This window comes from Pallidibacillus pasinlerensis (assembly GCF_009996845.1).
Taxonomy (GTDB): Bacteria; Bacillota; Bacilli; order Bacillales; family Caldibacillaceae; genus Pallidibacillus; species Pallidibacillus pasinlerensis.
Window position 1 is genome coordinate 1 of sequence record NZ_JAACYS010000078.1, and the last position, 14,118, is coordinate 14,118.

A 14,118-nucleotide genomic window follows, 5' to 3' on the forward strand; every position below is an offset into this window, starting at 1 on the left:
TAATATTACAACTCTTGCATTTTCCTATTAAAAAATTGTATAATTAAATGATGATTTTACACGTCCTACAAAAGACTCATCCTTATGAAAGAAGACTAGATAATGGTACTAGTTGATATAAATAAAGATTTAACTTCTATATTAACTAATAAGTCGAATATCTGCACTTTAGATTAACTGCACAAAACAGAAGGGAGTATGAGAATGTTTAACTTCTTCTCTAAAAAAACAAAAGAAAACATGAAAAAGGATGGCCTAGATAATACCGTTGATTCTAGCGCCATTGTAAGCGATACAGATATTAAACAACAACAAGATCCTAATAAAGAAGTACATACACAAATTTATTACCATCCATCTTGGAATGTAAAAAACGAGCAACGTTATGTGCTTAACTTTTTAAATAATGATTTGAAACCATTGAGACCGAATCAACTTTCCTTATCAGGAATTGAATTATTTCAGACTCCGAAGGCAATTGGCGTTTCAGCTTTTGTCCGGAATAGTTTACCTAAGGCGATCACATTTGGTGAACTCCCATTGATTTTACTTGATGAAAATAAAGAAGTTATTGCGAAACAGGTATTTGACGGTAGTGAACTCGGTGAGATTCCTGCTGAAAGTAGTATGCCATGGCTTTTCTCTTTCCCGAAAGAAACAATTAAAAAGAAACAATTCTCTAATAAAAATTGGACACTTGCTTTCGATTTAACTGCAAAACATCGCCTTGATCTTGCAGAGTCTTGGGAAAAGAGTCTACCGAAAGAACAGAAGGAAAAGCTTGAAAAAATAGTTGAGCAGCTGCCAAAGCTAAAGGAAAATGAGTTAAACATGACCGGCTTACAAGCAAAGGTAGCTGAAAATGGTGATTTCCATGTCACTGTTTTAATCCGTAACGGAAGTGAAAAAAATATTACACTTGAAAAAGTTCCTTTGCGTGTAACCGATGCAGTTGACGATGTCGTTGCAGAAGGTGGCTTTTCACTTGATGACTTTACAGTGAAAGCAAACACTTCAAAACCTTGGACTTTTATTTTTCCAGCAAATCTAGTTAAAAAGAATGACATGGATCTTTCGCGTTGGAGAGTTTCAGTTATCCAATGATAACTAATGCCGCTTTTCCCTACCAAACTTGAACTAAGTGGCATATTCATTCATAATGTTAGCTGAATAAAACTTTTATCATGGAGGCTTTATATTGAGTAAGAAAAAAGTCGGTAGAAATGACCCTTGTATTTGCGGAAGTAGGAAAAAATATAGACATTGTTGCGGTAAGTCTCGGGTAGTAAATTCGAATGGAATAAATCCAAATTTCGAACTTGATGTACTACACCATCAATTACAAACTTTCGCTTTTGAAAATTATGGGGATAAAATTAAAGAACAATCACAACTGTTCGAACACCCTTCAATCAAAGGTAATTCTGAATTAGTTGATATTTATTTTACTGGTTTAACCTTATGGATTATTACAAAGCTAAAGTTTCTTGAAAATAAACAAACAATCCTAGAACTTTTTTATCATATTGTCGTAGCCAAACTAAGCCCAAATGTAAAGCAACTTTTTAGCCGTTGGATGAAATCGAATCCTTCTATTTATGAAGTAATATCAGTTCCCGAAGGATCTGAAGAAGGTTTCGTTGAACTACGTGACCTTTTAACAAATAGACGCTATTCTATACCGTTTCGTGTTGGGGATGAATATATAAAAGGTAGTTTTGTTGTCGGAGCACTTGTACCTTTTGCTGGTTTTTATTCATTTTTATTAACAATTATTAAGTTGTATGGACATAATAATATTGGTATCCACGAATTGGTTAACCGTTTTTCTAAGAAAAAAGGAGGACTTTCTGCTCAATTCCCTGAGTTCTTAGCTGAAGCATTGTTACTAGGGGTTCATAACGAGGAAAATAATCCGTTATATGAACAGGTTGCTCAAACGTTTGCTGATCATATGGTCGAAAATGATGTCGATGATGCCGTTATTTTGCAAGGATTAGATCTTTGGAAAAAATTCTGCGAGAAAGAAAAGCCTTCGTTTAAAAAAGCAGAACCATATGCAGCAGCCTTAGAATATTATGTGCAGAAAAATCTATTAGGAAATGATGAAGTTACTCAAAGTACGGTAGCAAAAGAATACGATGCGTCGGTAAGTAGTATGTCAACGAACTATCGGAAATTAACAAATATGATAGAAACTGAAACTGTTGAGTAATGACAAAAAACAAACCGTAAAGTCATGATTATTAAAATCAGATTTTACGGTTTTTTCTTTTTTGTATTTAGTTGAGTTCTTTATTGTCCATCGATTTTTTCTAACACTTCTAAGCCAAATTCTTGATTCAACATTAGTGTACCTGCTTCTTCATCCCACATGAATTGGATGACGATTGGTTGGTTTAGAGCTCTTCCTTTGTTTGATTTTACGCCTTGATCAACAAAGAGATAGTAAGACTTGCCCATTTTATAATTAACAGGATCGGTTATAACATTTACTTTTTCGTTGTTGGATTCGAATTGATATTGGACATCGATTTTCTCCCCGTACTCATCCAAAATAAATACGGTATCTTCATTTATAGACACCGAGTCAATTCCAGTTGTAAATTTAATTTGTAAATAAAAATCATTTCCGTTGATTTTCAATGATTCTAGTTCTTTATATTTTTCCGGAATCGCTGCCGCTTTCTGCTCGGTAACTGCACGCGCCAAGTTAATTAATCCATAACCGTATTGCTGATCTTTTCCGGTTGGTCCTAAATCAGTCGCTGTCTCTTCTAATTTGTTTATTAATATATCGGATGACATGGTTGGATCTGTTGCCAATATATAGGCCGCTGCTCCGCTTACAACTGCCGATGAGAAAGACGTCCCATTGTAATACTTTAATAAATCATTCGGACTTGTTGTTAAAATTGATTCACCTGGGGCAACAAAATCGACTTGCTCATTGTAGTTGGAAAAGGTCGATAATGTATTCTTCTTAGATACAGATCCTACAGAAATAACGGAAGGATATGATGCTGGATACTCTTTTTCACTAGTGCCATCATTCCCAGCAGAAGCGACAACAACAATATCTTTACTAGTCGCACTTTCAATTGCATCTTCTAGAATAGTAGAATAATTTGAAGTTCCCATACTTATGTTGATAACATCAACACCATACTCCATAGCATAAAAAATTGCTTCGACCATATCCGAAACTTTTCCTTTTCCATCGTTACCAGCAACTTTTAATGGTAAAATTTGAACTTCTGCATCTCCTGTTATTCCTGAAATGCCGACTTGATTGTTGTAAATTGCTGCAATAATTCCCGCAACAGCTGTTCCGTGACCATTCACATCCGCTGTATTTGTGTTATTTTCTAAAAAATTATATCCAGCTAATACTTTTCCTTTAAGATCCACATGATTTGCGTCGACTCCTGTATCAATGACCGCAACGGTGATTGTTTCATCAGCTACACTCGACTTCTTCCATGCTTCGTCAGCACCAATCGCACCAATATACCATTGTTCACTATAATACATGTCATTCGGCTGTCCATGGATTTCAACCGAGACATCTTCTTCCACATACAATACATGATCTTGCATTTGTAGTTTCTCTAATGTTTCCTCTAACTCTTCTTTTTTAACCGTAATCTTTTCTAATTCCTTTATATTCTTATCCCCATGAATATTTATCTCATCAGAGTCTGCATCCGTTTTATACTGCACGATTATTTCTACTTCGTCCGGATTTTGCTCTGCATATGTAATCTCACTTTTTTCCCCAATCAAATAAATAAATATTGGCAAAATCATAATTAGAATAGCAAATATCCATTTTGTCTGTGTATATTCTCTCATGTTGTTTGCACCTTTCTACTTATCTATTTTCTTTATTTTAGCATAGAAGAGTTGGAGAAAATATATGTTATATGTGAATAAACCTTTCTTTCAATCTTTATTCTAATATTTTTTAATAGTTTTATGTAATCGAGTAGGAGGGAGCGATTAACTCCCGTCCTCTCACACCACCGTACGTACGGTTCCGTATACGGCGGTTCAATTAAGATCATTGACGCAAGTCTTTATAACTTCCGTGAATAGCTGTTCTCTTTATGCCAGTGGTCACTCCACCCTCCAAGAGGTCTCCCACGGGATTCACCGTTTCCTTCCTCAAGTGAGGTACTACGTTTTCTGTGTTCATCATGACTCACTGAATGCCAAGGGCTATTCTCTCTTATTTGTTCGGTCCTTCTTAGTTGTTCTAGACCAACTAATACTATGACCTCTGCTGACTTCTGACGGTTCAGCTACTTATCACTAAGTAGGTTATGAAGCGTACTTCACCTATCCGCCAGACCTCCCCGGGTAAGTACATGCACTTTCACACCATCTATCCGCCTCATTTACTCGATATGACCTTCGACAGAAAGAGCTTTGTTTTGTTTGGCAAACTCACTCAATCATACTAGCCTTATATGAGGTTCGTGTTCCTCGGACCGGTGTTTTGCCTCCAGCTGCCTTCAGATTCCGCGTCACCACGGACACCCTTGCGTTGAGCTAACCTCTACTTCTGTCTTCGGGGTTCGGGACTTACACCCTATAGTTCATGTACATGCCGGGCGCACAAAAAGAGCCTGACTTTTTTTGTCAGGCTCTATCAGACATTGCTGCTCAATTCATTTAGTCTACCCTATGCTTTTCTAATTTTTGAGCTGTTGTCTTCTTATTACTCCCATTTAAGAGTCCGGCTATTCCACATTTTCCAATATTCGTCTTCTTTTAAAATTGAGTCATATACAGGAAAAAGAAAATCTCGAATTTTCTCCATGACGAAGGGAAACTGTAGATCTTCTTTTAGACCCGTTCTTTGCAAAAATGCCTTCCACTGTTTGTTTCGGCTCTCATCTTCTGCAAAAGAAGGTGAAAATACAGGATGTTCTTTTTCTAAATGCGTCCCACGTCTTTGAAATGTTTCAAATATCGCTTCCCATAAAACACGCCCATCGAAGTTTTCAGTAGATAAAAGCGTAAAAATATCATAGAAATCCTTCATTCTACTATTGACAACAGATAGTGAAATCATCGCCTCAAATTTTTCAGCTATTACTGAATAAGTTGAGTAGACTCGAATTTCCGGGAGCTTCATATTTAATAAAGTAGGATACTGCATCTCTTGTGGTTTTGGGATCACGACATCCCAAACCCAATATCCAGTTGCAATTGCTTTTTTATTTTGCCAAGTGCTGCCGGAATTTTAATACGAATCCCTTCATAATCAGCATCCTCTTTGATTCGTTCAGCAGTAATGCCGTTTACATCAAATTCGACTCCATCTTCTTCAACGGGTAAAGCACAAATTGACTCAAACGCAGCCTTAATATATTGTATATCATTCGAAATTTGTTTGGCTAAAAAGTCAATATCTTTTGTTGGTCTAGATTTAAATTGTGTTAAGGAAAATAAAAAGAGACCGACTTTTAGAACAAATTTATCCCGATAATTAGAAATGGAAAGTCGATATAGTAACCTTTCTTGAAAATACAACAATAAAATTAAATCAAAGGTTTTTCCACTTTGTTTGGCAATATTCTTTAGTCTTTCTCTAACTGAAGCAGATATATTTTTAACATTTCCCATTATAAAAGCACCTCTAAGTATTTTAATAAAACGGTCTTGATGCGCATTTTCTCAGGACATTCCACCAATTTACTTATATTTTTTTCAGGACTTTGTAAATAATTTCGCAAACCTTCTTTCATTAAATCGATTCCTATTTTTTCTCTGTATCGAATAATATCACAAATCGTTTTTTCACGATTATAAATGCTTATTTTATGGCCACCTACCTCCACTTCTTCAATTCCATATTCAAACTGTTTTTTTGAAAAGTAGAAAATTTTAATCGGTGGATAATCAGGCAAACTGGGTTTCCTTGATTTTCTTTCAATAGCAATTTGGTACTCCCACGGGTTATAAGTTGTTAACTCATAAAAAGACAATGCCGACAAAAGACAAAGAACACCATTCGGGACAACTTTTGATACTTCAACCACTTCTTCATTTTGATCATTTTCAAATTCAGCATAACGGTAAAGTCCACGTTTGATCCTAATTATTTCTCCATTTTGCTCGAACTTTCGAATATAATATTTGCTCACTCCTTCTCTAGTTAAGTCTTCTGTCGTCGCAAATCCCTTTTGGCGAACAAAAATATCTTTTATTATCTTGCTTACTTCTTTATTCATGTTATCACCACTCTTTTCACCTAAATGTCGGCATCTATCATTAATTGCAAACGTTTAATAAACTTAATTCTCCATTATATTTATAATATTCCTTTTTTATTTTAACGTATACACTTATAATTTTATGCCGACATTTAGTAGAATTTCTATCACTATATTTATCAATAATTGTAATAAATTGGTTGTTGAAGCTGTGACATCCCGTAATATCGAGAACTACGTCGTACTTATTTCTCCTTAAAAAAGCTGTTCCTTGGAGAATTTTCTCTCCAAGGAACAGTTTCGATAATCCCTTTCTGAAAGAGAAAGGATCATGTCAAGTCAGATATGTTTCTATTTTCGCTAGGCATTCATCAATGATTTTATCTATTTCTTCAATTTGTGCATCTTCTGGATTATACTTCTTTAAAATTTTTAGATTACGAGCTTTCCAATCCAAAGATTTAATTTGATCAGTTAAAACTACCCCTGTTATTGGATAGCCATCGCCATCAAGGGATATTCCTTCTTTTGGTAAATCCACTTCGAAAGGATAACCCTTCTTTTGATTGGTAATCGGACAAACAGCTATAAATCCTGTTGCTTGATTGAATTCTTTAGGCGATAAAACAATAGCATTCCTTCTCCCAGCCTGCTCATGACCAGCTTGTGGATTGAAGTTTAAAACAATGAAATCTCCTCTCTCTGGTACGTCTGCTGGCATTAAATCAATTCACGCCCCTCTATCCCGAAATCAATTTCCTCGTGTCGATTTTCAGGTGTAATCTGTGATATTAGTTCTTCCAGTGTGTATTTCTTCCGTGTTCTTTTTGGCTTTAATGTGATGATACCTTCATTTCGAATCACATTTAATTCCATTTCGGAACCTTGTTTAATCCCTATTTTATCAGCAGCATCTTTTGGGATACGAATGCCCAAACTGTTTCCCCATTTTTGAACAATAACTGTAGACATGTAGTCAACCCCTTTACTCTGGTTTATCTTGTTTTCTAAATGTTCTTTTGAATACATTATATCACCCCCAACCTAATATGTATATACATAGTATATACATATTTACGAAAAATGATACCAATGATTTTTCGACAAATAATATTCTCGTCGCAAAAGCAATCATTTGAATCGATTAATTAAAAATGCTTTTTTCAGACTCAAAAAGCATATATCAACAAGTATAGTTACAAACATTGAATTGCGAAATGATGTATAAAGCTTTGCCATAACAAAAAAAGTAGGACCTTCAAGGAGAATTTAAAGCATCTATAGCTGAGGAATAGTTTGAGTAGTGTAACTGTCAAGTAAGTTTAGAATCTTCCATTTTTATTCTTAAAACCACTATTTTTAGCTATATTTTCGCCCTCTACTGGACATAATCAGTATGATTCCACCGGCCGGGTATTTGATTTCACAAACTACACCATATACTTATTCCTTTCTGAAAAAAAGAAAATGGCTCTTACGTTCTTTTGGTGAAAAATTGAGGTAATTGAGAATGCAAATAAAAAGACTTATTTGCACACGATCCGAAAAAGAGGATAATTCACATCGTTCCAGATTATTAATAATATCTCTATTTACTCTGAAAGCTTCCAAAGCTAGTTGTTTCATCGCATCAAATATGTATTGCTTTTTCGTCATTCCTTTTTCTAATAATTGATAAATGGTTTCCATCGATATAATGTATAGCTGTTTCTTCGCCGATAATTGTTTGAAAAGCTCAAAGTAATAATCATTATACCGTTCCTTTGTGGGTATATTCCTAAAAGACTCTTCTAACACTACATCCGGAATAAGAAAAATCGGAGACTGATGAAACGCCTGCAGCAAAAGCGGCAAATTTGATATTTGTTTTCTTAATTTCGTTAAAATCATATTATCTAACATATAAAATGCTCGGTGTTCGTTTAGTGACTGGTACAATTGCTCCGTATTATCTGAAATAAACGAACGAACAGATTCTAAAACAGGAGAATCGAGGACCTTCATCCTTTAGTCCCCCTTTGATCATGCACTGACGCCAACACTTGTTCATATAGCTTATCATAAGATTTTTTAATCGATTGAAGATCCTCCTCATACATCAATCCTTTTGCTTTTTCATACAATTCATCAAACCCGCTGATATTTATCGTATAACTAGGCTCGAAAAATGATTTGTCTATATCATGAGGAATACGATTTCTATAATCATAGTCCAATGCGCTTTTCGCTTCGTTAATCGTGATCAATTCGTTTTGAGCAAGTTTCACAACTAACGCTTTATACGGGATCTGGAAGATACTGATTAATCGCATAATTTTTTCTGGGAGAGATTGTTTCGTATGAGCAGTTTCTAAAAATTGAAAGCTTCTTTCTAACACAAAGTCATTAATTAAAAATTCGGAAGCGAAGAGATTAGGAAGCCGCTCTTTTTCATCATAAATATGATCAATCATGATAAAATTTTGGTCAGGGTTCTTAATTTTATCTCTGTCAAAAAAGAAATGATAAAACTCGTGCGCCCACATGAAATTTTCATATATTCTCGGCTGTGCGGTATTAATATGGACATAATAATCACCGTTATAGTAATACACAAGCCCACCATAGTCAGCATTTTGAATCGGAAACTGCAATACATTTGCATGCTCGTAAAGATAAGTTTTTATAAAATCAAGCGGCTTTACATGAGCAAGAGGATCTCCGAGGGAGTAAATACGGTCCATTGCCTTTTTAATTTTCGGCAAATGTGTTTTGTTATGCTCTAGAATCATTTCAAGATTATCTTTTGTAATCAATGGACTACCCCCTTGGATTTTCCGAATTTGTGACTGATTTTAAAACATCGATCAGTTCAACAAATTCGTTAAAAAGATGCATACCCTTTTTTAATTCTTCGTCCACTGTACCGTGAAACGAAAGTGCCACATAATTCATAAATGAATCAGATCGGCTACGGTCAAACGTTTTTTCTTTGAATTCCATATCTGCCTTGTAAAAAAAGAACGGATCTTTAATGCGGAATAGCTTATTGATCTTTGCAACATACTCCTCCACATTTCCTTCGCCTTTTAAGAAATTATAATAAGCTGTCTTCTTAATACCAGTACGTTCCATCACCCATGAATGTTTAATACCTTTACTTTCTATATATTTTTTGACATTCTGACCTACAATTTTGTTTGTATTTACCATAAACTTCACCTCCGTATCTACAATAAATTATAAATAAGAATGTATTGATTTTCTATATATATTCCTCAAAAAACGGAATATATGATTATTTTATGCAAAAAAATTAGGAAAAAGTTCTTGATCAAACTTCATTTTTTCCTTAAAAAGAGGAATATATTGCTATAAAAATTATTTTAAAAACACTCCAGTCCAGCGAATTTACGTTTCGGAGAAATCAAACTGCTTTTTGTCGCTTCTTTTTACACAAATTCCCGGACTTGATCCGTCTTTTTACTCATCGCATTGCATTCTCCTTAATGCCTGCATCTGCCTTCTCGTGATGCGTCTACATAAATAACGGTTGTTTGTATACTTTCATGCCGAGCAAACCGCCTAATAATTTCAATGGGCGTTCCAGCATTGTCTAAATTTTTGCAAAAGCTATGACGGAAGCGGTGTGGAGTAACGTTCTCCATATTGGTTAAATCAGCGTATTTCGTTAGCATTTTTTGAATGGCCCGCGCTGTCAGTAAACATGAACCTTTTTGATACGAATAAGCGTTGAGATTCCTTGTAAATGCCCTCTCCAGATTTGACGGTATTTTAACCATTTTATTACATTACTCAAATACTTTTGGACAAACAAAACAGAGGAAAAAAAGGAACCAGAGCTACTTAGATCTAGTTCCTTCTACCCTAACCGATTTTATGATGTCTACTTTACTGTGCACAATGCATGCATCCCTATCATAGGGGGAGCAAACCTATCACAAACAGTTTCTCGTAATAAATTGCCATATTTTTAAACCGATAAAATATGGAATATGAATCATCGTTTGATTCCATCTGATGTTATAATTTGCATCTGTAACAGACTGTGCAATCTCGGTAATTTTGGACGGCGACAGCGGAACCTTTAACTCTTCAAAGCGATTTAAGTGCATATAGTGTTCTTCATCGGGATCGCCGTCTACATCTTTGACTTCTACAATGCCAGTCGCGATTCCCCTTGCGATGATTCCTTTGTTATTGCTGTAAAGAAACACTAAATCGTTCGCTTCGATTTCATCTATATAATACTTCCACGGGGAATAATACGCTGACACCTTCTTCTCGCCAATCATCTCCGACTCGTTCTGAGGATTATTTGTTTTATTAGTGTTGACTAAATAAACTTTCGGCATCGATCCGCACCTTCCTTTTTAAAGTATTACACAACCACATTATTCCTGTTTCTTTCGCAACGAATAAACCGAAAATATACACGCATAAACACTGAATGGACATCAAACAATTCATTTCAAGTAAACAAAACGTAATGATCGATAACTATCCTATATCTTTAAAATAATCTCTACGGTGCGCAGACGAATTTCTTCATTCTCACTTCGAAGTAATTCTCTTAATACGGCAAGTGCTTCTTCACGTAAATCTTCTCGATTTTTTTCAATCGCTGTTCCATACTCTAATATTTCTTGAATAACATCATAATGTTTTGTTAAATCAGCAATGGTTCCAGGATAACGTAATGACCCGAGCAATGCCTCAGGGAGTTCAGAACGTAATATAGGAGTTTTATTAAAAAACCACTCTACTTTGCGTTGATGTGGATAACCGCTTCCTTCTTCATCTCTATCGACGCTCTGGTCATAAATATAGTCACTTATAATCTTTGCAAAATACACGTCTTTTTTATTGTTATCCGGCACAACGACAATATCTCCCTTTTTCATTACATGGACAAACGTGTTGACGTTTCCTACCCCTTCTTCCCAGTTAAACTTTTGTAAAATATAGCGGATTTGTCCATAATCGTATTTTGAGAGTTCTTCTCCTACTGGATAACCAATAGCAATAAAATCATGTTCTAAAAAATCTTTCATGTGATTAGTACCATGCGGCATTGGGCGAAACAACCAAACATTCGGTCTCAATTCAATCACCTTCCATTAAATATATTATAAATATGTGTTCACAAATTAATTATAATACATGTGATTACATATTGTAAATATATTTTTGTTTATTTATTAAAATAAGGATGTACAGTTCGGGATGGAGAAGTAAAGTAAAGAAAAAAAGAAAAGCCCCGCAGAGATTTCTCTCTGCAGAGCTGACATATTTTGATAATCCCCGGACTGTGCACAGACACCCATTTCCAGATACCTATCTCTAACATGTTTGTATCCAGCAACGGAAGATTTATTTTTGCATTTGATTATCTAATTGTATTCGAGGATTTGCCTTTAGAAGCTGACGAATAAATTCTTCTTTGCTTTTCGGAGATATGGTGATAAATTCATATTTTCCGTAACTAATCTCAATCCTGTCCATAGATAAAGCAGGGGCTGCAAAGGGATGTTTGGTGTTGCGCACTTTACTGATTTCATCTAGATGAATCGTTTTTTTATAAGGACCGCTTTGAATCGCTAGCTTTGAGTTTTCAATTTTATAACCAGTTCCAAACCATATCCATGCCAGTAATATAGCAGGAACAACCATTATGACAGTTTCAACCGGTTTAGTATCCAACATTGATGGCAGCATGATGACTCCTATCGGTTCGATAGTTAACATAAGAGGTGTGATACACGCTAATATGACTGACCAAATGATTATGGCCATCCATAAATCCTTTTTTGACGGAAAAAACATTTTCCTTCTCCTTTCTTTCCATGATCCTAACGTCCCCGAACAGTGGCAGGCGCGCATCCATAATCACAAAAGAGACCGGACATCCGCATTGTTGCAGGCTCCGGCTTCACTACTTACTATTGGAGACAGCGGTAAAGATACAGCGCAAAATCTCCTCTTGTTACCTTCTGTTTGCCATCGAAATAATAATCATTAAAAATACCGTGCTGATATAAGATTTTTACGTTTGAATAGTGAGTATCTGAAATGCTTTCTTCACCGAGAAATGTTACACTGTCATCTGTCGGCTTCAGCTGAAACGCACGGACGAGCACAGTGGCAAGCTGCTCTTTTGTGAAATAGGAATCAGGCAAAAACTTCCCGTTGCTGCCTATAAACAGCCCCTGCTCAAACATCTGGCTAATTTCCTTTGCATACATATCACCGGCTTTCACATCGGAGAAAGGCGCAGCCTTTTTCGGTTCAGGGAAAGAAAGCGCTCTGGAAAAGAGAACGGCTGCATGCTTGCGCTTCAGCACTTCATCCGGCCTGAACGTGCCGTCCGGGTATCCTTTAATATACCCTTGCTCCGCAAGCCAGTTGATTTCCGCAAAAGCCGGAGTATTAACGTTTATATCTTTAAACAAAGGTTGCACTGCTGCAAGGGAATCTCCAAAAAGAACATGTCCGCTGCGGTCAATCATCACCTTTGTCCGCAATTTTGTATTTAATTCTTCAATATCAATTTCTAGATCGTAAGGGACATTCTGAACGAGATTTTGCGCCGGAATCATAATCACCGGCTCCTGCACCGCGAACGCGGACGCCACTTCATTTTCACCGAGTTTGAGAGACGCCGAGGCATATGGCATTTCGGTTAAGTTCAGCCGGACCGCCAGTTCTTTTTTCCGTTTTTCAACAGATTGAATCTTCGGTCTTGAAATGGTTGTAAATGACCAAATCTCCTTAAATGGTATCGTTTCATCGGACGTTTCGATATGTCCAGACACAGTGACCGTATAGGTTTCTTTGAAAGCGAGCGGTTTTTTCGGTATAAGGAAAACAGAACGCTGATTGTTGTACGGTTCAACATTAGAGTCCACCTGGTAAAAAGGCACTGGTTGATGATTGGAATCAACAAGCGCTGCTTCCTCAACCGTCAGTTTCTCTATCTCGCTCTCGTACATCGTTAATGAAATTGGATAACCGGTTATTTCCGGAATCTCCCCAAAGCTTTCGAGCGGATTAGGCGTTTCTGCCGGAATCCAGCTTGGATTGACGTCTTTCTGTCCCTCATACGGATAAGTAACCATATACCCTGCATATCTCGGTTCAGAAAAACCGCCGTCCAAAACAACCGCACCTGGTTCATCTTCAGCCGGCACCCCGTAGCCGACACCGACTTCAATTAGATCCGGATGAAGCAGCAACTCCCGGTGATAGGGTGCATTGATCAAGGAGGATAAACCGAGTTCAGCCGAATGGTCGTCATAGCTGATGACTTCGCCGACTGAAAAATTATCATACCCAAAAAATGCTGCCCGTCGTCCCGGTTCTGTTCCAGTAAACCCCGGTAAACCTTCTTTTTCAAAATGACCAAAATCTCCGTTTTGAACTACCACTAGGCTAAAGCCATAGTGGATTCCTAAGTACAGAGTTCTATCGAACTCTAATTGATTAGGCTATCCCCGTAGTTCCTACGGTTAATCGCAAGGCTTCCTTGCGAAGATTTAAACTTGCGTTAATATCTCGGACATGATGGGTATGACAATTAGGACACACCCATTCACGCAATGCAAGATTTTTAACGTCTTTATTTTTATAGCCACAGCATGAACAAAGCTGGCTGGATGGAAAATTTTTCGCTAAGGTGATTACTTGTTTTCCATACCATTTTGCTTTGTATTCAATCATAGTTTTGAATTGCGACCAAGATACTTCGCTAATTGCTTTAGCAAGATTGCTATTTTTTAACATATTACTTACAGACAAATCTTCCATCCCGATCATGTCGTGGTTTTTGACAATCTCGGTGGAGATTTTATGCAAGTAATCATTTCTAGCGTTTGTGATTTTTTCATGAATACGA

At 36.4% G+C, this 14,118-nt stretch carries 17 protein-coding genes; 2 read left to right on the plus strand and 15 right to left on the minus strand.

The features are described from left to right. Nucleotides 1-240: 240 nt before the first annotated feature. A complete protein-coding gene (locus GW534_RS13725; RefSeq protein WP_246204161.1) occupies nt 241-1,104 on the plus strand; it encodes an accessory Sec system S-layer assembly protein in 864 nt (287 codons plus the stop codon). A 94-nt stretch (nt 1,105-1,198) separates the two neighbouring features. Continuing rightward, complete coding sequence (locus GW534_RS13730; RefSeq protein ID WP_161921574.1) at nt 1,199-2,215, plus strand: YecA family protein; 1,017 nt, start codon at nt 1,199-1,201, stop codon at nt 2,213-2,215. Between the two features lie 80 nt (nt 2,216-2,295). Here GW534_RS13730 and GW534_RS13735 read toward each other — a convergent pair whose 3' ends face one another. From GW534_RS13735 to GW534_RS13800, 15 genes are all read right to left on the minus strand, one after another. Then, nucleotides 2,296-3,855 (minus strand): S8 family peptidase, encoded by a 1,560-nt coding sequence (locus tag GW534_RS13735; protein WP_161921575.1) that lies wholly within the window; start codon nt 3,853-3,855, stop codon nt 2,296-2,298. Between the two features lie 868 nt (nt 3,856-4,723). After that, on the minus strand, nt 4,724-5,188 hold the full coding sequence (locus tag GW534_RS16720; protein WP_312854682.1) for a nucleotidyl transferase AbiEii/AbiGii toxin family protein: 465 nt from the start codon (nt 5,186-5,188) through the stop codon (nt 4,724-4,726). Then, complete coding sequence (locus tag GW534_RS16725; RefSeq protein ID WP_281352004.1) at nt 5,185-5,634, minus strand: nucleotidyl transferase AbiEii/AbiGii toxin family protein; 450 nt, start codon at nt 5,632-5,634, stop codon at nt 5,185-5,187. Before GW534_RS16725 ends, GW534_RS16720 begins: the two co-directional genes overlap by 4 nt. Continuing rightward, entirely contained in the window at nt 5,634-6,242 is a 609-nt protein-coding gene (locus tag GW534_RS13745) for a type IV toxin-antitoxin system AbiEi family antitoxin domain-containing protein (RefSeq protein WP_161921576.1), read from the minus strand. The genes GW534_RS16725 and GW534_RS13745 overlap by 1 nt, the downstream gene beginning before the upstream one ends. Nucleotides 6,243-6,558: 316 nt before the next feature. Then, the gene (locus GW534_RS13750; protein WP_161921577.1) at nt 6,559-6,945 is read right to left on the minus strand and encodes a type II toxin-antitoxin system PemK/MazF family toxin; all 387 of its coding nucleotides are present in this window, start codon (nt 6,943-6,945) and stop codon (nt 6,559-6,561) included. After that, on the minus strand, nt 6,945-7,253 hold the full coding sequence (locus tag GW534_RS13755; protein WP_161921578.1) for an AbrB/MazE/SpoVT family DNA-binding domain-containing protein: 309 nt from the start codon (nt 7,251-7,253) through the stop codon (nt 6,945-6,947). Before GW534_RS13755 ends, GW534_RS13750 begins: the two co-directional genes overlap by 1 nt. Nucleotides 7,254-7,667: 414 nt before the next feature. After that, a complete protein-coding gene (locus GW534_RS13760; RefSeq protein WP_246204163.1) occupies nt 7,668-8,228 on the minus strand; it encodes a hypothetical protein in 561 nt (186 codons plus the stop codon). Next, nucleotides 8,225-9,019 (minus strand): ImmA/IrrE family metallo-endopeptidase, encoded by a 795-nt coding sequence (locus tag GW534_RS13765; protein ID WP_161921579.1) that lies wholly within the window; start codon nt 9,017-9,019, stop codon nt 8,225-8,227. Before GW534_RS13765 ends, GW534_RS13760 begins: the two co-directional genes overlap by 4 nt. A 4-nt stretch (nt 9,020-9,023) precedes the next feature. Beyond that, nucleotides 9,024-9,416, minus strand: a complete 393-nt coding sequence (locus GW534_RS13770) for a hypothetical protein (RefSeq protein WP_161921580.1) — start codon at nt 9,414-9,416, stop codon at nt 9,024-9,026. Between the two features lie 293 nt (nt 9,417-9,709). After that, a complete protein-coding gene (locus GW534_RS16550; RefSeq protein ID WP_246204165.1) occupies nt 9,710-9,901 on the minus strand; it encodes a tyrosine-type recombinase/integrase in 192 nt (63 codons plus the stop codon). A gap of 261 nt (nt 9,902-10,162) precedes the next feature. Next, nucleotides 10,163-10,501 carry a hypothetical protein gene (locus GW534_RS13780; RefSeq protein WP_161921581.1) on the minus strand — a complete coding sequence of 113 codons (339 nt, stop codon included), beginning with the start codon at nt 10,499-10,501 and terminating at the stop codon, nt 10,163-10,165. 228 nt (nt 10,502-10,729) lie between these two features. Further along, nucleotides 10,730-11,329, minus strand: coding sequence for a restriction endonuclease (locus GW534_RS13785; RefSeq protein WP_161921582.1), 600 nt, complete (start codon nt 11,327-11,329; stop codon nt 10,730-10,732). Nucleotides 11,330-11,597: 268 nt separating this feature from the next. After that, entirely contained in the window at nt 11,598-12,050 is a 453-nt protein-coding gene (locus GW534_RS13790; protein WP_161921583.1) for a PH domain-containing protein, read from the minus strand. Nucleotides 12,051-12,166: 116 nt separating this feature from the next. Beyond that, nucleotides 12,167-13,651 carry a CAP and S-layer homology domain-containing protein gene (locus GW534_RS16835; RefSeq protein WP_161921584.1) on the minus strand — a complete coding sequence of 495 codons (1,485 nt, stop codon included), beginning with the start codon at nt 13,649-13,651 and terminating at the stop codon, nt 12,167-12,169. Nucleotides 13,652-13,706: 55 nt separating this feature from the next. Continuing rightward, on the minus strand, nt 13,707-14,118 hold a 412-nt coding region (locus GW534_RS13800), incomplete at its 5' end, for an RNA-guided endonuclease TnpB family protein (RefSeq protein WP_161921585.1).